The organism is Luteibacter rhizovicinus (assembly GCF_004342265.1).
Lineage (GTDB): Bacteria > Pseudomonadota > Gammaproteobacteria > Xanthomonadales > Rhodanobacteraceae > Luteibacter > Luteibacter rhizovicinus_B.
Window position 1 is genome coordinate 14712 of the sequence record NZ_SMCS01000011.1, and the last position, 21697, is coordinate 36408.

The following is a 21697-nucleotide window of genomic DNA, read 5'->3' on the forward strand; positions in this document are numbered from 1 at the left end:
GCGGTGCGGCAGGTTTTCGCGATATCGCGGAAGGTCAGCCCCTCCGCACCTGCGCATCCACCACCGTCGCCGTCACCATATCGCTGCCCACGTTCGTCGTGGTACGCAACATGTCGAGGATGCGATCGGCACCGAAAATGATCGCGATACCGCCCGGCGGCACGCCGAAAGTAACCAGCAGCCCGGCGATCAACGGCAGCGATCCTCCCGGAATACCCGCGACAGCGACGGCGCTGAGTACGGAAAGAAACATCAGCATGCATTGCTGGGTAAGCGAGAGATCGACGCCGAAGGCCTGCGCGACGAAGAGGACGACGCAGCCTTCGTACAGCGCGGTGCCGCTCATGTTCATCGTGGCGCCAAGCGGCAGGACGAACCCGGAAGTGCTTGGCGAAAGCTTCAGCTCTTCGTTGGCCGATTGCAGCGAAGCGGGCAGCGAGGCGCTGCTGGAACTGGTGGAGAAGGCCGTGATCAGCACGGGCCGGATCTGCCGGAAGAAGGTCAGCGGATTGCGGCGCGCGAGGAATCGCAGCCACAGCGACATCGTGCCGAACAGGTGCAGCATCAGGCAGACGCCCACGACCGCGACGAAGACCGCAAGCGCGATGAGTACGTCGATGCCCACCTTCACGATGACGCTGTAGATCATCGCGGGAACGGCGTACGGCGCGATCCGCAAGGCGAACCCGACGATCCGGGTCATGATCTCGGTCACCATGTCCAGGCCGCCAAGCAGTTTCGCGCGACGTTCTTCGCCGAGCTGCGTTCCCGCGGCGCCGACCAGAATGGCGAACAGGATCAGCGGAAGCACCTCGCCCAGCGAATCGCGGCTGAAGCCGACGAAGGCGCCGAACAGGTTTTTCGGCATGAACATGTCGACCAGCATGCCGAGCCCGGGCGTTGGCTGAGCCTGTTCGCGCGCGATGGCCTTGTCGGCATTGCCGCCGAACTCGGTCATCAGCTGGGCTTTTGCTTCCGGGTCGAGATGATGGCCCGGCTGGATCGTATTCATCGCGACCAGGCCGATGGCCGTCGCGATCGCCATATTGAGGAAGAAGAGCAGGAAGGTCCGGCCGGCCAGCGGTCCAAGGCGATCCAGGCGGCCGAGCTGCGCCACGCCCGACGCCAGCGAGGTGAACACCAGCGGGATCACCACGAAGAACAGCATGCGCAGGAACACCTGTCCGACCGGGTCGAATACCGCCGTGGACACGCGGCGCATCACCGTGAGTACGTCTGGCCACCATGCTCCGGCGATCAGGGTAGCGACGGCGGCCACAATGCCGACGGCCAGGCCAATGAGAATTTTCGTAGCCAAGTGATTGTTATTCTTCATGGTTCGACTGTAGTGGGCGTTCACGCATCCGTCACGTGTGGTTGCCGCATGACGCGGCGCAGCGAGTGGGATGGTTGGCTACTGCGCTAAAATGCCCGCTTTTACGCGGAGTCTTTCATGGCACAGCTTGCATCTCCGGGTGCGCGGTTCCGGGCGGCGCTTGCGGCGGAACATCCGCTTCAGGTCATCGGCGCGATCAATGCGAACCATGCGCTGCTCGCGAAGCGTGCGGGCTATCGGGCTATTTATCTCTCCGGCGGTGGCGTGGCGGCCGGTTCGCTCGGCCTTCCCGACCTGGGCATCAATACGCTCGACGACGTGCTTACCGACGTGCGCCGCATCACCGATGTCTGCGACCTGCCGCTGATGGTCGACATCGATACCGGTTTCGGTCCCAGCGCGTTCAACATCGCGCGCACGGTGAAGAGTCTGATCAAGTTCGGCGCGGCCGCGTGCCACATCGAGGACCAGGTCGGCGCGAAGCGCTGCGGTCATCGTCCGGGCAAGGAAATCGTCACGACGGAAGAAATGGCCGATCGGGTCAAGGCCGCGGCCGATGCGAAGACCGACGCGGACTTTTTCCTTATCGCGCGTACCGATGCCATCGCGGCGCAGGGTGTCGACGCCGCCATCGAACGCGCCATCGCGTGCGTCGAAGCGGGTGCGGACGGGATCTTCGCCGAAGCGGCATACGACCTGGAAACCTATCGTCGCTTCGTCGATGCGGTGAAGGTCCCCGTACTCGCCAACATCACCGAATTCGGCCAGACGCCGCTGTTCAGCGTCGACGAACTGGCCAGTGCCGGCGTCGGCATTGTGCTTTATCCGCTATCGGCTTTTCGCGCCATGAACAAGGCCGCGGAGAACGTCTACACGGCCATCCGTCGCGACGGTCACCAGCGCAACGTCATCGATACGATGCAGACGCGCGAGGAACTGTATGACCGCATCGGTTACCACGAATACGAGCGTCGCCTCGACGAGTTGTTCTCGAAGAAGGCCTGAACGCTTCCCGCAAGTAAAGATCACGCGTCAAGGAGATTCCCAAGATGAGCGATACAACCACGCTGCCCAAGGCGAAGAAGTCCGTCGCCCTTTCCGGCGTCGCGGCGGGCAATACCGCGCTTTGCACGGTGGGCCGCAGCGGCAACGATCTGCATTACCGCGGTTACGACATCCACGATCTCGCGGCCAAGGGCTGCTTCGAGGAAGTCGCTTACCTGCTCGTGCACGGCGTGCTGCCGAACTGGGTCGAACTGAATGCGTACCGCGCCAAGCTGAAGCGCCTGCGCGGCTTGCCCGCACCGGTGAAGAGCGCGCTCGAACTCCTGCCCGCCGCCACGCATCCGATGGACGTCATGCGTACGGGTGCCTCGGTGCTCGGCACCGTGCTTCCCGAAAAGGACGATCACAACATTACCGGCGCGCGCGACATCGCCGATCGCCTGATGGCGAGCTTTGGTTCGATGCTGCTGTACTGGTATCACTTCAGCCACAACGGCAAGCGCGTCGAAACCGAAACGGACGACGAGTCGATCGCCGGGCATTTCCTGCATGTGCTGCACGGCCGCAAGCCCAGCGAGCTGCACGCCCACGCTCTCGATCGTTCGCTGGTGCTGTACGCGGAGCATGAATTCAACGCCAGCACGTTCGCCGCGCGCGTCATCGCCGGTACCGGTTCGGATATTTATTCGGCCATCACCGGCGCCGTCGGTGCCCTGCGCGGTCCGAAACATGGCGGCGCGAACGAAGTGGCGATGGAAATCATCGCGCGCTATCGCGATGCGAACGAAGCGGACGCCGATATCCGCGCTCGCGTCGAGCGTAAGGAAATCATCATCGGCTTCGGCCATCCGGTCTATACGGTTTCCGATCCGCGCAACGAGATCATCAAGGAAATCTCGCGCAAGCTCTGCACGGAAGGTGGCAATCCGCGCCTGTTCGAAGTGTCCGAGCGCATCGAGAAGCTGATGTGGGACCTGAAGAAGATGTTCCCGAACCTCGACTGGTACTCGGCATCGGCGTACCACATGATGGGCGTGCCGACGGCGATGTTCACACCGCTGTTCGTCATCGCGCGCACGTCGGGCTGGAGCGCCCACGTCATCGAGCAGCGCCAGGACGGCAAGATCATCCGCCCGAGCGCGAACTACACGGGGCCGGAAGATCAGGCGTACGTGCCGATCGAGAAGCGTTGATTGAAGAGCCGCGCGGCTATCGTGCTCGCGCGGCTCTGAGGTTTTTTCTTCAGCTTTCTGTGGGAGCGCGCCTGCGCGCGAAAGCCTATGGAGCGACGATGCCGTACGCGGTATTCGCAGCCAGTAGATTGGGCTTGCGGATGTGAGTATCCAGCTTCCTCGCCCTGTTGGCTTTCGCGCGCAGGCGCGCTCCCACAGTATTCGTGCTGCCGAACCTTTTACCGAGGAGCATGGTGAGGGTCAGAGCCTCGCCGCCAACCGCGTCGCCGTATCGATCGCCCGCTTGGCATCCAGCTCCGCCGCCACGTCCGCGCCGCCGATCAGGTGCACGGGAATACCCAGCGCTTCCAGCGCCGATTGCAGTTCGCGATTAGGCTCCTGCCCCGCGCAGACGATGACGTTGTCGACGTCCAGAACCTGCGCCTGCCCATCGACGGTTACATGCAGACCATCGTCGTCGATGCGTTCATAGGTGACGCCGCCAAGCATCCGCACCTTCTTGTTCTTCAGCGTGGCGCGATGCACCCAGCCGGATGTCTTGTTCAGTCGCGCCCCGGGCCGCCCTTCGCTGCGCTGGAGCAGCCATACTTCGCGCGCGGGGGCTTCAGGCTGCGCAGGCATCAGGCCGCCCGGCGTCGCCATGGTCATGTCGACACCCCATTCCTTCGTCCAACGGGCTATATCGGTAGTGGGAGAGGGCGCGTGTTCGGTCAGGAATTCGGCGGTGTCGAAGCCGATGCCGCCAGCGCCGATGATGGCGACGCGCTTGCCGACCGCACGGTCGTGCAGAAGGACGTCGAGATAGCTGAGCACTTTCGGATGGTCGTGCCCGGGTACGTCCAGTCCGCGTGGTAGCACGCCGCTGGCAAGCACGACGCCATCGAAGTCCTTCAGTTCGTCAGGCACCGCGTGGGTGCCGAGCTTCACGGTAACGCCGGTGTCCTTCAGGCGCTCGCCGAAGTAGCGTAGCGTCTCGTGGAATTCTTCCTTGCCCGGAATGCGCTTGGCCATGTTGAACTGACCACCGATCTGCGCCGCGCGGTCGATCAGCGTGACGGCATGGCCGCGCTCGGCCAGTGTCGTCGCGCAGGCCAGTCCAGCCGGACCCGCGCCAATCACGGCGTAGCGCTTGCGCTCGGTGGCCGGACGGATCACCAGTTCGGTTTCATGGCACGCGCGGGGATTCACGAGACACGACGCGCGACGGCTGGCGAAGACATGATCCAGGCAGGCCTGGTTGCAGGCGATGCAGGTGTTGATCGTCTGGCTGCGATTCGCGCTGGCCTTGTTGACCCATTCCGGATCGGCGAGCAGGGGACGGGCCATCGACACCATGTCCGCATCGCCGGCGGCGAGGATGCGCTCGGCCACGTCGGGCATATTGATACGGTTGGTCGTGACCAGCGGGATACCGACCTCGCCTTTGAGACGTCGCGTGACCCACGTGAACGCACCGCGAGGCACGCTGGTGACGATGGTCGGAACGCGCGCTTCGTGCCAGCCGATGCCGGTATTGATAATGGTGGCGCCGGCCGCTTCGATGGCACGGGCCAGCGTGACGATGTCGTCCCATGGCTGGCCGTTGTCGACGAGGTCGAGCATCGACAGGCGATAAATGATGATGAAGTCCTTGCCGACGGCCTCGCGCATGCGGCGTACGATTTCGATGGGAAAGCGCATGCGGTTTTCGGTGCTGCCACCCCAGCGATCGGTACGCCGGTTGGTGCGGCCAGTAAGGAACTGGTTGATCAGATAGCCTTCCGAACCCATCACTTCGACGCCGTCGTAGCCGGCGTCGCGTGCGAGCTTCGCGCTGCGCACGAAGGCGTCGATGCTGCGTTCGACGCCCCGCGTGGAAAGCGCGCGTGGCGTGAATGGACTGATGGGCGATTTGATCTTCGACGGCGCCACCGATAGCGGCTGGTAGGCATAGCGGCCCGCATGCAGGATCTGCATGCAGATCTTTCCGCCCTCGTCGTGCACGGCCTGCGTCACCTTGCGGTGCCGTGCCACGTGCCAGGGCATCGACATCGTTCCGGAGAACGGTTTCAGCCAGCCCTCGATGTTCGGAGCCATACCGCCCGTGACGATGAGCCCGACCCCGCCCCGCGCTCGCTCGGCGAAGAAAGCGGCGAGCTTGTCGTAATCCTTCGCCTTGTCTTCCAGCCCGGTATGCATCGAGCCCATCAGCACGCGGTTGCGCAGGGTCGTGAAGCCCAGGTCGAGCGGGGCGAGCAGGTGGGAATAGGGCACGTTGGTATCCGGGTTCAAACGATCGTTCGAAGAATGCGCGCAAGCCTCGTCGCAGGCAAGGGGTGCAGCGTGTAACGCGGATGAGACAGGCGACGGCGATTTCACTCAAACCGTTGTGCGGCGGCGCTTCCGGGGGTGTCGCGACGGGCTGGTGAGGGCAAGGTGTAGCAGCGGTGAAACGCTTCGTATTCGCTGGCCTATCCGTAAATCGCCCCGAATCGCGCTACAGGCCGCCTCTGGCTGACGTTTTGCCTCCCGCCGTCGCAGAGGCACGGTTATTGCTCCAATTCTGTGCTTAACGAGCGTTGGCAGGACGTTCACTTTCCCGAGAAAACAGGGGTTCCGCGTCGCTTCCCAGGAGATTGTTATGCGCAAGACTCTGCTCGCTACCGCGATTTGCATCGGCATCGGTTTCGCCCTCCCGGCGATGGCCGACGATACGATTACCGGAGGTGCCGGCCCAACGGCATCGCGTCATTCGACAGTTACACAAAGCTCATCGGCCGATAATTACTCCAACCAGAACAACGGCAACATGCGTGGCAACAGCGGCGACGCTTATGCCAACGGCCAGGGCAGTGCTTCGGCCAATAATGGCGGTACCGCAAGCGCCTCCCTTTCCAATTCGTTCAACACCAGCAACGCGATTGCCGAAAGCAACCTCAGCGGCACCGTGAGCGGCATCACGACCATGGGCAACGGCAATATCGCCACCAATACGGGTAGCGCCGCCGGTGGCCACGGCGGATATGGCGGCGATGGCTATGGCGGCGACGGCTACGCCGGTAACGGCGGTAGCGGCGGCAATGGCGGCAACGCTCATTCGCGCTCCGGCGCGGGCGGCTCCGGCAACGGTTCCGGCGGCGATGCGGGTGCCGGTAGCGCGGCGGCTGGCGGCGATGGCTATGGCGACGGCGGTCTGGCACGCGTACGCGGCCGCAACGGCAATACCGGTTCGGCCACGGGCGGCGCAAGCGCCAGCACCGGCGGCGCGAGCACATCGGGCGCGGCGTCCGCTGCCGGCGGCGCTGGCATGGGTGCGGGCGGTTCCAGCGGTTCCTCGACTGCTTCGGCAGGATCGGGTGCATCCGGTGGCAGCGGCGGTGCCGGAACGGGCGGCAACGGTAGCGGTGCATCCGGCGGCGCGGGCGGTGCGGGTGGTTCGAACTCCGTCAACGCGGGCAGTTTTGACATGTCCAACCACATGGAAGGTGCCGGCTCCGCGGCGGCGGGTGTACTCGTAATCGCACAGAACAGCGGCGCTGCTTCTCTCGTGCAGCAAAGCGTGAACGTGCAGGCAAATCTGAACGTCGGTCACTGATGTAGCAGCGAAGCCTGCGGAACGAATCATCGTTCCGCAGGCCTTCGTCCATCCGCCGGGAGAAAGCCATGTTCACGTTCTTCGTTTCGCGGCATCGCGCCGCGACGGTCGCTGTCGGTCTGATGGTGCTTGCATGTGGAGTCGCACAGGCCACGCCGCCGCCTTCCGCCGACGATGCGCCGGGCCTGGGGCCACCCGTATCGAGCAGTGCGCTCGGCGAGATGTCCGGCGGAACGGATACCACCACCAACGGCATGACCATCGATGGCACGGTCAGCAATACGCAGACCAGTCATGTCTCCACGGGCATGAACGCCATCGATTCGAATTCCTTCCAGGGTGCGGCCGGCTTGCCGACCGTGATCCAGAACACCGGTAACAACGTACTTATCCAGAACGCGACCATCGTCAACGTACGGCTCATACCGTAATGCGATCCGGCCTGCTCCTGCTTGCACTTTTCGTCGCCGCGCCGGCTGCGCAGACCGCGAATGTGGAAGTGCAGAGCAGCCAGGGCACGTCGTACCACCTGCGCGTGACCAGCCTGAAGGAGGCGCGCTTCAGGAATACGATCCGGCAGAAGTACGACTTCAGTTGCGGTTCGGCAGCCGTCGCGACCCTTCTCACTTATCAGTACGGCGATCCCGTCGACGAACAGTCGGCATTCGATGTCATGTACGCGCATGGAGACCGCGCCAAGATCGCCAAAGAAGGCTTTTCGCTGCTCGATATCAAGCGCTTCCTCGCGTCGCGCGGCTTCGAGGCCGATGGCTTCGAGCTGCCGCTGGACAAACTGGGCGAGCAGGGTCTTCCCGCGATCGTACTGATCGACGAACGCGGCTATCACCACTTCGTCGTGGTGAAGGGCATGAAAGGCGGGCGCGTGCTGGTCGGCGACCCCGCTACCGGTACGCATTCGATGTCGCGCGGACGGTTCGAAGCTATGTGGAAGAGCCGCCTCGTCTTCGTCATTCATAACGAGCGCGAGCGCGCGATCTTCAACAGTCCCCGGGACTGGGCGGTCGCGCCGGCCGCGCCACTCAGCGATGGCATCGAACGCAACGGACTGGCTCCGATCGTCATGCCCAAGCGCGGACCTGGTGACATATGAATCTTCAGCGCACCTCACTTCTCTTTGTCGCCGGCTGTGGCGCATACGCGCTTGCACCGCATGCGCATGCGGACGACTGGACTCCCGTTTCGGACGCACGCCTCGAAAGCGAACGCGGTGGTTTCGATCTTGGCGACGGACTCAAAGTCTCGTTCGGACTCGAACGCACGGTCATCGTCAACGGCATGACCCAGGTCAGGAATAGCGTAAGCATTCCCGACATATCGAAGATAACCACGGATGAGGCAAAGGCGCTTTCGCAGGCTTTCGGTCCGATCGTGATCGCCAACGGCAGCGGTAACAGCGTCAATGCCGCGCTTACGCCGGCCGCGAATAACGCGTCCGCGGCGCAGTCGGCCGCCGCCGCGACCACGGCGGTGACGCAAGCAGCCTCTGCGGTGGCATCGGCTGCGCAGACCGCGGCGAGTGTCGCGCCTGCGAGTCATTCGGCTGCCGCAGCGCCGACGCCCGCGAGTCTGACGATTCCGACGACGACACTCCCTGCGCTGACCGCGCAGTCGCTCAACGTACCCGCTTTCGTCGTGCAGAACACGCTCGACAACCAGGCCATCCAGGCCACAACCACGATCGACGCGTCGGTCAACAGCGTGCAGTTGCTCAGCGGCATGCAATTCCAGAGCAGTCTGCAGGACGCAATCGTTCGCTTCAGGGGAAACTGACGTATGCACCGGACCGGCAGGTATCCGCACGCAACGATAGCGCTCGGTACGTTTGCTCTGGCCTGTCTTCCGATGTGTATCGGAGCAGCCTGGGCTACGGACGCACCGGTCGACCCGGCTTTGCGCGACCGCGTCGCGGCGCAGTCGCAGAAGCTCGACGCCATGCGTAGCCGCGTGGCGGAACAATCCGCCGAACTGGAGGAAATGAAGCGCGCGCTGGCGCGACAGGAAGCGGAGTTCAGCGATCTGCGCAAGGCGGTCGGACTCGACTCGCTGGACGCAAGTCGCGGCGGCTCGCTTGCCGCATCCGGACAGCAGGGCGGAGCGGCGCCGTCCGCGCCGCAGGACGCGACGACAACGGTTGCGCAATCGACCCGTCCTGTCGGCAAACCCCCGGAGCAGGCCGACAGGCCGCCGGAGGTCGCACCGATCTTCGATCAGCCCGGCGTGCTCACGCCCAAGGGCAAGGTGATCATCGAGCCTTCGTATCAGTTCGGCTATTCGTCGAGCGATCGTGTCGCGCTTGTCGGCTACACCGTTATTCCCGCGATCCTGATCGGCCTGATCGATGTGCGCCAGGTGAAAACCACGACGCAGACCGGCGCGATGGCATTCCGTTATGGTCTGACGAATCGCCTGGAGCTCGAAGTACGCGTGCCGTACGTGGACAGCCATACGGATACGATCAGTCGCGAAATATTCACCGGTGCCGCGCAGGACAATCTGTTCTCGTCCAGCGGAAAAGGTCTGGGCGATATCGAAGCGACGGCGCGCTACCAGATCAATAAGGGCGGTCCCGATTCGCCGTACTACGTCGGCTGGTTCCGCGTGAAGTCGCGCACGGGCAAAGACCCCTTCGAAGTCACCACCGACTGCGTTACCCGCTGCGTGCAGAATGCGACGGGTACGGGCTTGCCGCTGGAGCTGCCGACCGGCACGGGGTTTTATTCCGCACAGGCGGGCGTGACATGGCTGTATCCGTCGGACCCGGTCGTGTTCTTCGGCAATCTGAGCTATCTGCATAACTTCACGCGCAACAACGTCAGTCGCACCGTATTGCTTGCCGGCAAGCAATTCCTCGGGAATGTGAAAGCGGGCGACATCGCCGATGTCAGTGTCGGCATGGGCCTGGCGTTGAACGAAAAGGCGTCGATCAGCATCGGTTACGACCAGAGTTTCGTCGGTCGCACGACCCAGAATGGCCAGGCGTTGTCGGCATCCGCGCGCACGGTACTGGGCTCGCTTCTCATCGGTGGCTCGTATCGATTCAGCGACAAGCGGACATTGAACGTGACGCTTGGTGTCGGCGTGACGCGCGATACGCCGGACACCACCGTGACGGTGCGTTTGCCTATGAGTTACTAGACATTCTTCGACGTTACTCGTCGAACGAAGCGATGCACGAACCTGTCGCGTCTTCACGCGATGGGTTCTTTGCGTGCACGAAGCAAACACATGATGCCTCGTTAGTATCCAGGCCCTTGGAGGGAGAATTCTTCAAAAACATCATGAATGCAGGGAGAAATGCAGTATGCGAAGCCGTATCCGTCATCTGGGCAAGGCCACGGCCAGCCTCACGATTCTGTCGCTGGCCATGATTGCTACGGCCGCACATGCACAGGATAAGAAGTCGCAGTCGCCGGCACTCGATAACGTCAGTATCTGGTTGGGCGGTTACTACGCCAATAACGATACGACCCTCGGAGCGGCAACGCCCGATCGCACGACGAAGGGCGACGTCAATCTCGAGAAAGACCTCGGGTTCGATAAGCACAAGACGGTGCCACGTGCGCGTCTGGACTTTCTGATCGGCGAGCATCAGGGCTTCAGCTTCGATTACTACCGGATCGATCGCAGTCACGGCAGATCGATCAACGAGGACATTACGTTCCTCGGCCAACCATTCGACGCCAGCGCAAGCGTGAAGGCCAACGTCAAGTTCAACTTCGGTAGCGCGGCGTACAAGTGGTGGTTCGGTACCGGCAACGATGTCTTCGGTGTGGGGCTGGGTGCGGCTTACTACAGGGTCAGCGGTAAAGTCAGCGGTACGGCCAGCGTCAACGTCGGCGATCAGTTCAACCAGTCGGGGACGGCCAGTGCCAGCGCCAGCGCGAGTGCATGGGCTCCGAACCTGCAGTTGGGCTGGCGCCATGCGTTCAACGATCAGTGGCGCATGTACGTCAACGCATCGGGTGTGAAGAAGAGTGGCGGCAAACTCAACGGCCACATCTGGGATGCGGCGCTGGGTGTCGAGTGGTTCCCGTGGAAGAACGTGGGCTTCGGCGCCGAGTACGCGTACACGCAGGTCAAGCTGCATCAGGACAAGAAGAACTACGACCTGGACCTTGATATGAAACTCAACGGCCCGGCGGCGTACGTGCGCGTGCGCTTCTGATTTTGCAGGAGCCCGCTTGCGGGCTCCTGCAGGCGCTACGTCAGGTGGCTTCGTTTGCCGGGGCCTTGCGGCGCGACATCAGCCAACCGCCTCCGCAGATGCCGATGACCAGCAGCGCATCCAGTGTCCATGGCGCCCAGACGCGGGCGTCGAACCACTGATCGATCAGGTGGTCGTGCGCGATCATCCGGGCCGCGGTCCATGCGATCGCGGCTGCGCCGATATACACGACGACGGGGAAGCGCTCGATCAGTTTAAGGATCAGCGTCGATCCCCACACGACAAGCGGCACGCTGATCGCCAGCCCCAGCACCACCAGCCCCATATGGCCTTTGGCCGCGCCGGCGATGGCAAGTACGTTGTCCAGGCCCATCAGGGCATCGGCGATGACGATGGTGCGGATCGCCGCCCAGAAGCCCGCGGCGGGCGTGATGTCCGGATCGTGCTCGTCGCTGCGCAACAGCTTCCACGCAATGGGCAGGAGCAGCAGGCCGCCGACCAGCATCAGTCCGGGCAGCTTCAACAGCCAGATCACGGCGAAGGTAAGCAGTATGCGCAAAGCGATAGCGCCGAAGGTGCCCCAGAAAATGGCTTTCCTTTGCAGGGCAGGCGGCAGTCTGCGCGCGGCAAGCGCGATGACGATGGCATTGTCGCCGGCCAGGACCAGGTCCAGAAGCACGATCGCGGCAAGGCCCGAGAAGAACTCGGCGGTAAGAAAATCCATGGTGCGGTATCCCGTATGCGCTGGACAAATGCAGCGACAACGGGCAGCGCACGCCCCGTCGTCGCCACAAAAGTCTCGTTCCCGGGATGGACCGGCGCGGCGACCGGGACGCATGTGGCGTCCGTGATGACGATCGGCGCACGGACGGCGGAGGATTGCCGTCCGGAACTACTCCCCTTTGGGCTGTAGTAGGCCGCATTGTCACGGTTCGCATCGCAGTGCACAAGGACGGAATGGCGCCGACACGCTAAAATGGCGGTTTTCCCCGTCGCGAGAAAGCCCCATGAGTGCACACGACATCCGTTCCGCCACGCGTCCGGATCCGGACCAGCCGATGGTCGACATCGCCAACTACGTCGCCGATTACAAGATCGAGTCGACGGAAGCGTATGACACCGCGCGCTATATGCTGCTCGATTCGCTGGCGTGTTCGGCCCTCGCGATGAAGTTCCCCGACTGCGTGAAGCACCTGGGACCCTTGGTTCCGGGCGCGACGATGCCGGGCGGCGCGCGCGTGCCGTTCACCTCGCACGAGCTCGATCCGGTACAGGCCGCCTTCGCGATCGGCACCCAGATCCGCTATCTCGATTTCAACGACACCTGGCTGGCCGCCGAATGGGGCCATCCGTCGGACAACCTCGGCTCGATCCTGGCCGTGGCCGATTACCTCAGCCGCAAGGCCGTGAAGGAAGGCGGCAAGGCGCTGACCGTCCGCGACGTGCTGACCTATGCCATCAAGGCCCACGAAATCCAGGGTTGCTACGCGCTGAAGAACAGCTTCAACCGCGTCGGCCAGGACCACGTGATCCTCGTCCGCCTCGCTTCCTCGGCCGTGACCACGGCCATGCTCGGCGGCGGCAAGGAGGAGATCACCACGGCCGTGTCGCACAGCTGGATCGACAACGGCGCCCTGCGCACCTATCGCCACGCCCCGAACACCGGTCCGCGGAAGAGCTGGGCGGCCGGCGACGCCTGCCGCCGCGCGGTCACCCACGCCATCAACGCCGTTTACCGGAACGTGGTGGGCTACCCGTCGGCGCTTTCGGCCAAGACCTGGGGCTATTACGACGTGGCCTTCAAGGGCAACGCGTTCGAGTTCGAGCGTCCCTTCGGCAGCTACGTGATGGAGAACGTGCTCTTCAAGATCAGCTTCCCGGCCGAATTCCATGCCCAGACGGCGGTGGAATGCGCCATGCAGCTGCACGGCCAGGTTGCCGGCCGTATCGACGAGATCGAGAAGATCGTCATCGAAACCCAGGAAGCGGGCGTCCGCATCATCGACAAGACAGGCCCGCTGGCCAATTACGCCGATCGCGACCACTGCATCCAGTACATGGTCGCCGTTCCGCTGATCTTCGGCCGCCTCACCGCCGACGACTACAACGACGCCGTGGCGGCCGATCCGCGTATCGACGCGCTGCGAGACAAAATGACGGTTCAGGAGAATCCTCAGTTCACAAAGGATTACTTCGACCCCGAAAAACGCTATATCGGCAATTCGGTCCAGGTGTTTTTCAAGGACGGCAGCAAAACCGAGAAAGTTTCGATTGATTTCCCGATCGGACATCGCAAGCGTCGTGCCGAAGGCATCCCCGTCCTGTTGAAGAAATTCGAAGCCGCGCTACGTGCGGAGTGGCCTTCGGAGCGGGTCGAGAAGGTTCTTGCGGTCACCAATTCGCCTGAAACCCTCGACGCGATGGCCATTCACGATTTCATGACACTCTTCACGGCCTGATAATCCCTGTGACTCGAATATGAACGGCGGTTTTTAGCACGTGTTCAATTGTTTGATTTTTGCTAAACTGCCGCCGCCCGTTGAAGGGGTATCAAAGCGAGGGACGGCAGAAGTCCCCGGATTCGAATAAGAGTTCTACGCGCGATTTCCGTATGGGGTGGAGCGCGGACGCGAATACCAATAATGAGGAGACACCGATGAAACGTAAGGGCTTGTTTTTGCTGATCGGCTTGGCCCTGGGCGGCGTGGGTGCCGTTCACGCGCAGGACACTGCCGGTGACACGGCTAGCAGCACGTCGTCGAGCTACGACGGCCGCTGGTACATCGCACCGACCGTTGGCGGTTACTACAACGACACGGACCGCAACACCAACAGCCGTCAGGTTTACTACGGCCTGGGTTTCGGTAAGTTCATTTCGAACAACGCGTCGATCGACATCTTTGCCGACCGCACCAAGCGCGACAACGATGGCGTTGGCCATTGGTCGAACAACAGCTACGGCGTTGCCGCCCGTTTCTACGCCGGTGCGTGGGACGCATGGCGCCCGTACCTGCTGGCCGGTGTGATGGGCAGCTACCACCACAACCCGTCGGATAACGGCTGGTCCCCGGCCGCCGAGCTCGGCGTCGGCGTGTCCAAGACCATCACCGACAGCTCCGACGTCCGCGTCGAAGCCGGCTACCGTTACGATTGGGACGACAAGACCGTCTCCAAGAACAACGGCTACGGCGACTGGTTCCTCGGCTTCTCGATCGTTTCCCGCTTCGGTGCTCCTCCGGCCGCTCCGGCTGCGCCCGTTGCCGTTGCTCCGGCCGCTCCGGATTGCTCCACCCTCGACAGCGATGGCGACGGTGTGAACGATTGCGACGACAAGTGCCCGAACACGCCGGCTGGCACGATCGTCGGTCCGGACGGTTGCCCGCAGAAGGTCGTCATCGACCTCCGTGGCGTCAACTTCAAGTTCGATCGTCCGAAGAAGGGCGAGAAGAACATCGGTCCGAGCCTGCAGGAGCCGACCAGCGAATCGCTGGGCGTCCTCGACCAGGCTGTCGACACCCTGCAGCGTTACCCGCAGGTCAAGGTCATGGTTGCCGGTTACACGGATAGCGTTGGTAAGGACGCGTACAACCAGGGTCTCTCCGAGCGTCGCTCGAAGATCGTGTACGACTACCTGACGGCCCACGGCATTGGTGCCGACCGTCTGGAAGGCCCGGTTGGCCACGGTAAGAACAACCCGATCGACACGAACGACACGGCCGAAGGCCGCGCTCGCAACCGTCGCACCGAGCTGCAGGTTCAGCAGTAAGGTTTCATCGGTAGTAACGAAAAAGCCCGGCGAAAGCCGGGCTTTTTTTATGCCTCGTCCACTGTGCGGACCTGGGCTTGCCGCTTTCTGTGGGAGCGCGCAGGCGCGCTCCCACAGAAAGGGGTATGGCGTTTGGCCGATCAGAACGTATAGCGAACCCGCCCATACCAATACGCCCCGTTGACCCCGATCGGCGAGATCACGTCATACGGGAAATTTCCCGCGTATGCGATGTCGGCGATGGAGCGGGTGGGGTATTGATCCGTGATGTTCTGGCCACCAATGGCCAGCGAAAGGCGTTCGGTCGCATGCCACTCGACTTCGGCATCCAGTTGCCAGCGGGCAGCATAGGTCTGGGTCGGTACGAAGCCGCCGCCGAAGTCGAAGACGCGGGTCGTCGCGCCCTGGCGGGTCAACCGGCCAAGCAGGGACCAGCGCGGCGCATCCCATTTCGCGGTAAGCGCGCCACGTTGACGCGGGGCCGCGTCGGTCAGCGTATTGCGTTCCTCCAGTCCGAACAGCACGGCGTCGGCGCCCAACGCGGCGAGCTGGGGTGGCGTGTCACGCACCTTGCGTATCGAGGTCCGGTTATAACTGTACGTGCCGGTCAGCGTGAGGTTGCCGCCATAGGCGGGATGCCGGTAGTTGGCGACCAGTTCCGCGCCGCGCGTGCGCGTATCCACGGCATTGGTGAAGAACGCGACGCTCTGCACGCCGGGCACACCGTAATTCGCGAGGATGTACGACTCCAGGCCGTCGGTCGCGATGGTCTCCGAAAGCGTCACCCGATGGTCCACATCGATGCGATACACGTCCAGCGACGCATCGAAGTGTTCGCCCAGGCGCGCTGTAAAACCAAGACTGATATTGCGCGACTTCTCGGGTTGCAGCGGTGTCGCGCCAAGGCCGCGAGCAATAGGGTTATTCACCGAAAGCACGCGACCCTGCACCAGTTCGCCATTCGCACCGTAGCCGGTGGACGTCGACTCGAAACCCACCTGGCTCAGGGACGGGGCGCGAATATTGTTGGAGATGGCGCCACGCAGCGCGTAGTTCGGCGTAAAGGCATAGCGACCGCTGAGCTTGCCGGTCCATGCGCTGCCGAAATCGTTGTAATGCTCGTAGCGCGCGGCGGCGTCCGCGAATAGACGTTCGGTCAGATCCGCGGAAATATCCAGGTACGCGGCACCGACATGGCGGCTGAGATTGGCCGTGTCCTGCGGTGTCAGGCCACCGCCCGCCTGCGCGCCGATGGGGGCGCCGGCAACAGGACCCACTTCATAGGACGCCGGGTCGCCCGCATAGGTGCGGAATGTCTCGCGACGGTATTCCGCACCGGTGGCCACGGTATAAAGCGTCGTTCCCCATTCGACCGAGCGGCTCAGGTCGAGATTGGCGGTGCTTTGCGTGCCTTCGTACTTGCCGATGCGAAAACTCGTCGGACTATCCGGCCCCAGCGACACGTTGACCGAGTTGCGCAGATCGTAGGCGAAGCTGTTCCCGCCCCAGGTCAGGCTGCCGTCGTAATCCCATTCGCCGATCCGTCCGCGTGCACCTGCCGTGAGGTTCACGTCGCGGTTGTAGCCCTGCGATTCGGGACGATAGCCGTCCGGATAGATCGCCGGCACGTTGGCATCGCTGTCCGGATAACGGAAATAGTTGTCGCCGATGGTCCGGCGTTGCGTATAGATGCCGAATGCGTAAGCCCTGACGTTATCGGCCAGCGGCAGTTCGGCGTTTACCCAGCCGCTGTAGTTCTCGCTTTGCGGATCGCCCGCGGCGTAGTTGCGCTTGCCCTGCAGTGCCAGATTGGCGGGAGATTGATTCTCCCACGAGGGGATCTGGTCGAAGCCCGCGCGATTGGTGGGTTCGTGCTGGTTGCTTTCGATACCCGCGCGAACGAAGCCGCCGTCGCCGCCCAGGCGCGCACCGAACTTGGCGCTGGCGAATCCGCTCTGACCGTCGGTAATCGTGCGGCCCGTCGGTTTGAAATCGGTATGGAATGCGCCGTAGCTCGCGGTCACTTCGCCGCCCTCGGGCGCATCGTCGAGGATGATGTTCACGACACCGGCGATAGCGTCCGAACCGTATTGCGCACCGGCGCCGTCGCGCAGCACTTCGATGCGCTTGATCGAGCTGATCGGTATCGCATTGAAGTCCACCGGCGTCGTGCCCCGGCCGATCTTGGTATCGGCGTTGACGAGGGCGGAGGTATGGAAGCGTTTGCCATTGACCAGCACCAGCACCTGGTCGGGGCTCATGCCGCGCAACTGCGCCGCGCGCACATGATCCGACCCGCCGGAATTGGACTGCCGAGGAAAATTGAACGACGGCAGCAGCGCGGCCAGTGCCTGGCCCAGCTCGCCATTCACGGCGCCGGCGGCGCGCAGGTCTTCGGGCGTCAGCACATCGATGGGCACGGGCGAGTCGAGTACCGTGCGATCCTTCGAGCGGGTACCGGTCACCACGATCTGGTCCAGCGTCGACGCGGACGCGGGCTGCGCGTCCTGGGCCGTTGCCTCGGAAACAGATGCATCGAAAACGGACAGGGCGATGGCGATCGCCATCGGAAGTGCGTGCTTACGGTATTGCGACATCATGTAAAACCCCTGGTAAAAGCGTGCGCGACGCTACGCCGCGCCCCTGGGCGCGGTCGGATAAAGCGGGAAGCGCGTCGTCAGGCCCGACGCGCGGGCATACATCGGCCCATCGCCACGCAAACGCGGCTGGCAGGGGCAATGCGATGTATGCGAATGTTCAAAGGGTGCGGTGGGCCATGAGTGGTAGATGCGCTTTGCCCATTTGTTGCATTGCAGTGTAGGCTGTGTCAATACATCTGGACCGATAGGCGTATGGACGTCCGTACGCCTCACGATATTCGCGTAGGGGTAGAAAGCATGAAATCATGGGCTGGAATCGTCCTGTCGCTGGCGCTTCTCGCAACGGCGGGCTGTGCCACGGCGCCGCACGCGAGCGAAGGCACGGCAACGCTTACCGGCGATGCCGCGCATCCCGATCGCACCGCGGGATGGGTGTCCACCAGCCTGTACTTCGGCCTGGGGCTCGCCGACGGCGGAGCCGGCGTCAGCGAAGCGCAGTGGCGGGCCTTCCTGGACAAGGAAGTGACGCCACGCTTTCCCGACGGTCTGAGTGTCCGCGACGTCTACGGACAATGGCGAGGCAAGGGCCAGTCCGGCACCGAACGCCTGCGTTCGAAAGAGCTGCTGCTCCTGTATCCGGACGGTCCGCGTCAGCGTGCGGACGTCGAGGCGATTCGCGCGGCGTGGAAGCGAGACACCGGCGACCAGTCGGTCCTGCGGGTCACCCAGCCCGCGGACGTGTCGTTCTGATGGCCGCTGTGCAGACACGCCGTCGCTTCGGCGGCGGCGACCTCAATGGCTTTCTCGGCCTCGTCGTCGACAACCTGTCGATCCTGGCCTTCCTGGCGACCGCGCTGATCGGCATCTTCGGATTCCCCGCCGATATCGTCTACCGGCGGATGTTTCCGGGTACCGCGCTTGGCGTGCTGCTCGGCAATCTCGCCTATACGTGGATGGCGCGGCGACTGGCCCGGCGCACGGGACGCGACGACGTCACGGCCATGCCGCTGGGACTCGACGCGCCCACCAGCATCGGCATGGCGCTGCTCGTACTCGGCCCGGCCTTCCTCGCCTTTCGCCAGGGCGGCATGGACGCCGACCACGCCGCCGAAGCCACCTGGCAGCTCGGCATGGCCTCGCTGGTCGTCATGGGCATCCTGAAATTCGTACTGTCGTTCGCCGGCGCATGGGTGCAGCGATCCGTGCCGCGCGCGGGCCTGCTCGGTTCCATCGCCGGCATCGCGCTCGTGCTGATGGGTTTCCTGCCGCTGATTGAAATCATGCGCGTGCCCGTCGTCGGTTTCGCCGGGCTGGGCATCGTGCTCTACGCGCTGGTCGCCCGCCGGCGCCTGCCGTTCGGCGTGCCCGGCGTACTCGCCGCGTTCCTCGTCGGCGTAGCGCTCTATTACGGACTGGGTCCCATGGGCCTGCTCGGCACCGGTTATCACGCGCCCGCGGCGTGGCAATGGCGCATCGGCCTGCCATGGCCGTCGCTGGGCTTCGTAACCGGCCTTCCCTATACCGTGGCCTATCTCCCGCTGATCCTGCCCTTCGGCCTGCTGATGGTCGTCGGTGGCATCAACGTCACCGAGAGCGCCCGCGCGGCCGGCGACGACTACCCGACCCGCGACATCCTGCTCGTCGAGGCACTGGCGACGCTGGTAGCCGGCGTTTGCGGCGGCGTCGCGCAAACCACGCCCTACATCGGCCAGCCGTCCTACAAAGCGATGGGCGCGCGCAGCGGCTACACCTTGCTGACCGGACTCGTCATCGGACTCGGTGGCGTATTCGGCTATCTCTCGAACCTGGTCGAGCTGCTGCCGATCGCGGTACTCGCGCCGATCCTGGTCTTCGTCGCCATCGGCATCACCACCCAGGCCTTCGAAGCCACGCCGCTCCGCTACGCGGCGGCCGTGGTCTTCAGCTTCTTTCCGGCCATTTCGCGCATGCTGGCGATCAAACTCGGCGACCCGTCGATTGTCGATCCGGCCCACTATGCGGCGCTCTACGGCGCGAACGACCACGGCATTTCCGCCCTGGCCGTGGTCACCATCCTGGGCAACGGCTTCATCATCACCTCGATGGTCTGGGCGAGTTTCGTCGTCGCGATGATCGACGGACAGATACGAAAAGCCGCAGGCATCGTGCTGCTCGGCGCCGTGCTGACCCTGTTCGGCGTGATCCATTCGGTCGACCCCACCGGCAGCGTCTACCTCCCGTGGCAGCTTGCCGACGGCGCGCGCGCCATGGTCTGGCAGTTCACCGCCGCGTACGCGGCGCTGGCGGCGGTACTGGCCCTGCTGTCCCTGCAGAGGGAGTCGCGGTTGAATTGAGCGGAGCAGGGCGCCACATCGTTCCATTGACTCCTTAAGGAACGTTGCCGATGTCGCTCGCCGACCTTACGAAACTCCCCGGCGTCACCGCCGAGCCCGTGGCCGTGACCCAGGGCTATGTCTTCAATCACACGATGATCCGTGTGAAAGACCTGGCGGTTTCGCTCGACTTCTACACGCGCGTACTCGGCTTCGTGCCGGTTCACCGCCAGGATTTCGCCGAGGCCGCGTTCACCATCGTCTACCTCGTCCTGCGCGGGGACCGCTCGGTCATCCCCGACGACGACACCGAACGCCTGGCCTGGGCGCTGGCCCAGCCGGGCGTGCTGGAACTCACCCACAACCACGGCACCGAGAACGACGCGAACTTCGCGTACCACAACGGCAACAGCGAGCCGCGCGGTTTCGGTCATCTGTGCGTTTCCGTCCCCGACGTAAAAGCCGCCTGCGCACGCTTCGACTCCCTGGGCGTGCCGTTCCAGAAGCGCCTGGAAGACGGGCGCATGAAGCACATCGCATTTATTCGCGATCCGGACGGCTACTGGATCGAAATCCTCCAGCCCGGCCGCATCGACGGCTGATACTCAAGCTGTGTGATGATCCATGGAGCGCATCGCCCGACCGATGCGCTTCCGACAGCAAAGAGAAACCCATGCACCAGACGCTCGCACCGGTTACCCGCAATCTTCTGATTGCGAACATTCTGATCTTCGGGCTGCAATTACTGCTGAAAGACGACACCACCGCAGCGCTCACGCGCCTGTTCGCGTTGTGGCCGCTCGGGCCGGACATCGCGTTACGTCTGGACGACGGCTCGGTCGTCTCGGCGGGATTCCGTCTTTGGCAGATCGTGACATACGCCTTCATGCATGGCGGCATGGCACACATCGTATTCAACATGTTCGGTCTGTACATGTTCGGCAGCATGGTCGAGCGCGAACTAGGCGCGCGCCGTTTCGCGATCTACTACTTCACGTGCCTGATTGCCGCCGGTGTGGCGCAACTGGCCGTGGTCTACTTCTTCGAGCCGGATCGCATGTTTCCGACGGTAGGCGCATCCGGAGCCATCTTCGGTTTGCTCGGCGCCTTCGCGATGCGATTCCCTCGCGAAAAGCTCATGCTCATTCCGATTCCCATCGGCATTCCCGCGTGGCTGTTCGTGACCGGCTATGGCGTTGCCGAGCTGGCGTTCGGCGTCACCGGAACCATGGCCGGCGTGGCGCACTTCGCGCATCTTGGTGGGTTGCTGGGTGGCATCGTGTTGATGCGTATCTGGCGCGATCAATTGCCGCGTCGTTATTGAGCCAACGCAGGAAAAATCCCGACCCCTCACCGTCATTCCGGCGCACGCCGGAATCCGAGGCGAGATAGTCGGTTGTCGCGAGGGTGATGACCGCTTTCAAGCGAAAACCTCAGCGCTGGATCTTGCCCAACGTGGTCGCTGCGGACCCCGGCGTACGCCGGGGTGACGGTGAGGAAGAGGGCGTCGCGAGGCGATCGTCGGCATCACGCGCGCATACGGCTCATGCCCCCGGGATTTCCCCACCAGCCGGAAGGAAGCCGGGACCACCCAGGTCGCGGCCGGTAGGAGGGCGAGGGTGGCCGGGCGGAAAAGGCCCCGCAGGGGGAAGGGGCAGGACGCCCCTTCCTTCGTGTGCGGGCAGGAAGCCCGCTCACGAAGCCCCGCCCGGCCACCCGGGTCGC

At 63.5% G+C, this 21697-nt stretch carries 18 protein-coding genes; 14 read left to right on the forward strand and 4 right to left on the reverse strand.

Going from position 1 to position 21697, the window contains the following annotated elements; translation table 11 throughout:
* Positions 1-34: 34 nt before the first annotated feature.
* Positions 35-1318, reverse strand: a complete 1284-nt coding sequence (locus EC912_RS18300) for a dicarboxylate/amino acid:cation symporter (RefSeq protein WP_243649347.1) — start codon at positions 1316-1318, stop codon at positions 35-37.
* Positions 1319-1453: 135 nt separating this feature from the next.
* On the opposite strand from EC912_RS18300, the gene prpB reads away from it, so the two are divergent.
* Positions 1454-2341, forward strand: coding sequence for a methylisocitrate lyase (gene prpB / locus EC912_RS18305; protein WP_132147187.1), 888 nt, complete (start codon positions 1454-1456; stop codon positions 2339-2341).
* A 44-nt stretch (positions 2342-2385) separates the two neighbouring features.
* Positions 2386-3534 (forward strand): bifunctional 2-methylcitrate synthase/citrate synthase, encoded by a 1149-nt coding sequence (gene prpC, locus EC912_RS18310; RefSeq protein WP_132147190.1) that lies wholly within the window; start codon positions 2386-2388, stop codon positions 3532-3534.
* Positions 3535-3774: 240 nt separating this feature from the next.
* On the opposite strand, the gene EC912_RS18315 is transcribed toward prpC, so the two are convergent.
* Positions 3775-5787 (reverse strand): NADPH-dependent 2,4-dienoyl-CoA reductase, encoded by a 2013-nt coding sequence (locus EC912_RS18315; RefSeq protein WP_132147193.1) that lies wholly within the window; start codon positions 5785-5787, stop codon positions 3775-3777.
* Between the two features lie 367 nt (positions 5788-6154).
* Here EC912_RS18315 and EC912_RS18320 point away from each other — a divergent pair, with 367 nt between their 5' ends.
* The 6 genes from EC912_RS18320 (at position 6155) to EC912_RS18345 (ending at position 11294) form a co-directional block, all read left to right on the forward strand.
* Positions 6155-7108: a hypothetical protein gene (locus tag EC912_RS18320; RefSeq protein WP_132147196.1), complete on the forward strand. Its 954-nt coding sequence runs from the start codon at positions 6155-6157 to the stop codon at positions 7106-7108.
* 68 nt (positions 7109-7176) lie between these two features.
* Positions 7177-7539 carry a hypothetical protein gene (locus EC912_RS18325; protein ID WP_165973666.1) on the forward strand — a complete coding sequence of 121 codons (363 nt, stop codon included), beginning with the start codon at positions 7177-7179 and terminating at the stop codon, positions 7537-7539.
* On the forward strand, positions 7539-8219 hold the full coding sequence (locus EC912_RS18330; RefSeq protein WP_132147199.1) for a C39 family peptidase: 681 nt from the start codon (positions 7539-7541) through the stop codon (positions 8217-8219). The genes EC912_RS18325 and EC912_RS18330 overlap by 1 nt, the downstream gene beginning before the upstream one ends.
* Complete coding sequence (locus EC912_RS18335; RefSeq protein WP_132147202.1) at positions 8216-8899, forward strand: hypothetical protein; 684 nt, start codon at positions 8216-8218, stop codon at positions 8897-8899. Before EC912_RS18330 ends, EC912_RS18335 begins: the two co-directional genes overlap by 4 nt.
* Positions 8900-8902: 3 nt before the next feature.
* Positions 8903-10264 (forward strand): acetate kinase, encoded by a 1362-nt coding sequence (locus EC912_RS18340; protein ID WP_132147205.1) that lies wholly within the window; start codon positions 8903-8905, stop codon positions 10262-10264.
* A gap of 166 nt (positions 10265-10430) precedes the next feature.
* Positions 10431-11294 (forward strand): hypothetical protein, encoded by an 864-nt coding sequence (locus EC912_RS18345; RefSeq protein WP_132147208.1) that lies wholly within the window; start codon positions 10431-10433, stop codon positions 11292-11294.
* Between the two features lie 40 nt (positions 11295-11334).
* On the opposite strand, the gene EC912_RS18350 is transcribed toward EC912_RS18345, so the two are convergent.
* A complete protein-coding gene (locus EC912_RS18350; RefSeq protein ID WP_132147211.1) occupies positions 11335-12018 on the reverse strand; it encodes a TerC family protein in 684 nt (227 codons plus the stop codon).
* A 283-nt stretch (positions 12019-12301) separates the two neighbouring features.
* Between EC912_RS18350 and EC912_RS18355 the strand changes: the two genes are divergently transcribed.
* Together EC912_RS18355 and EC912_RS18360 are read left to right on the forward strand one after the other, a co-directional pair.
* On the forward strand, positions 12302-13753 hold the full coding sequence (locus tag EC912_RS18355; RefSeq protein WP_132147214.1) for a bifunctional 2-methylcitrate dehydratase/aconitate hydratase: 1452 nt from the start codon (positions 12302-12304) through the stop codon (positions 13751-13753).
* Positions 13754-13950: 197 nt separating this feature from the next.
* Positions 13951-15060 (forward strand): OmpA family protein, encoded by a 1110-nt coding sequence (locus EC912_RS18360; RefSeq protein ID WP_132147217.1) that lies wholly within the window; start codon positions 13951-13953, stop codon positions 15058-15060.
* Between the two features lie 140 nt (positions 15061-15200).
* On the opposite strand, the gene EC912_RS18365 is transcribed toward EC912_RS18360, so the two are convergent.
* The gene (locus EC912_RS18365; RefSeq protein WP_428993113.1) at positions 15201-17657 is read right to left on the reverse strand and encodes a TonB-dependent receptor plug domain-containing protein; all 2457 of its coding nucleotides are present in this window, start codon (positions 17655-17657) and stop codon (positions 15201-15203) included.
* A 300-nt stretch (positions 17658-17957) separates the two neighbouring features.
* Here EC912_RS18365 and EC912_RS18370 point away from each other — a divergent pair, with 300 nt between their 5' ends.
* The 4 genes from EC912_RS18370 (at position 17958) to EC912_RS18385 (ending at position 21296) form a co-directional block, all read left to right on the forward strand.
* A complete protein-coding gene (locus EC912_RS18370; RefSeq protein ID WP_132147220.1) occupies positions 17958-18410 on the forward strand; it encodes a DUF3574 domain-containing protein in 453 nt (150 codons plus the stop codon).
* Complete coding sequence (locus EC912_RS18375; RefSeq protein ID WP_132147223.1) at positions 18410-19993, forward strand: hypothetical protein; 1584 nt, start codon at positions 18410-18412, stop codon at positions 19991-19993. The genes EC912_RS18370 and EC912_RS18375 overlap by 1 nt, the downstream gene beginning before the upstream one ends.
* 50 nt (positions 19994-20043) lie before the next feature.
* Positions 20044-20574: a lactoylglutathione lyase gene (gene gloA, locus EC912_RS18380; protein ID WP_132147226.1), complete on the forward strand. Its 531-nt coding sequence runs from the start codon at positions 20044-20046 to the stop codon at positions 20572-20574.
* Between the two features lie 71 nt (positions 20575-20645).
* Entirely contained in the window at positions 20646-21296 is a 651-nt protein-coding gene (locus EC912_RS18385; protein ID WP_132147229.1) for a rhomboid family intramembrane serine protease, read from the forward strand.
* Positions 21297-21697 lie beyond the last annotated feature (401 nt).

Bases quoted from the DNA above. Each gene is read 5' to 3' on its own strand.
- prpC (WP_132147190.1), top strand. From the start codon at position 2,386: ATGAGCGATACAACCACGCTGCCCAAGGCGAAGAAGTCCGTCGCCCTT.
- EC912_RS18375 (WP_132147223.1), top strand. From the start codon at position 18,410: ATGGCCGCTGTGCAGACACGCCGTCGCTTCGGCGGCGGCGACCTCAAT.
- EC912_RS18330 (WP_132147199.1), top strand. From the start codon at position 7,539: ATGCGATCCGGCCTGCTCCTGCTTGCACTTTTCGTCGCCGCGCCGGCT.
- EC912_RS18325 (WP_165973666.1), top strand. From the start codon at position 7,177: ATGTTCACGTTCTTCGTTTCGCGGCATCGCGCCGCGACGGTCGCTGTC.
- EC912_RS18355 (WP_132147214.1), top strand. From the start codon at position 12,302: ATGAGTGCACACGACATCCGTTCCGCCACGCGTCCGGATCCGGACCAG.
- gloA (WP_132147226.1), top strand. From the start codon at position 20,044: ATGTCGCTCGCCGACCTTACGAAACTCCCCGGCGTCACCGCCGAGCCC.
- EC912_RS18320 (WP_132147196.1), top strand. From the start codon at position 6,155: ATGCGCAAGACTCTGCTCGCTACCGCGATTTGCATCGGCATCGGTTTC.
- EC912_RS18370 (WP_132147220.1), top strand. From the start codon at position 17,958: ATGAAATCATGGGCTGGAATCGTCCTGTCGCTGGCGCTTCTCGCAACG.
- EC912_RS18350 (WP_132147211.1), bottom strand. From the start codon at position 12,018: ATGGATTTTCTTACCGCCGAGTTCTTCTCGGGCCTTGCCGCGATCGTG.
- prpB (WP_132147187.1), top strand. From the start codon at position 1,454: ATGGCACAGCTTGCATCTCCGGGTGCGCGGTTCCGGGCGGCGCTTGCG.
- EC912_RS18385 (WP_132147229.1), top strand. From the start codon at position 20,646: ATGCACCAGACGCTCGCACCGGTTACCCGCAATCTTCTGATTGCGAAC.
- EC912_RS18335 (WP_132147202.1), top strand. From the start codon at position 8,216: ATGAATCTTCAGCGCACCTCACTTCTCTTTGTCGCCGGCTGTGGCGCA.
- EC912_RS18365 (WP_428993113.1), bottom strand. From the start codon at position 17,657: ATGTCGCAATACCGTAAGCACGCACTTCCGATGGCGATCGCCATCGCC.
- EC912_RS18340 (WP_132147205.1), top strand. From the start codon at position 8,903: ATGCACCGGACCGGCAGGTATCCGCACGCAACGATAGCGCTCGGTACG.
- EC912_RS18360 (WP_132147217.1), top strand. From the start codon at position 13,951: ATGAAACGTAAGGGCTTGTTTTTGCTGATCGGCTTGGCCCTGGGCGGC.
- EC912_RS18345 (WP_132147208.1), top strand. From the start codon at position 10,431: ATGCGAAGCCGTATCCGTCATCTGGGCAAGGCCACGGCCAGCCTCACG.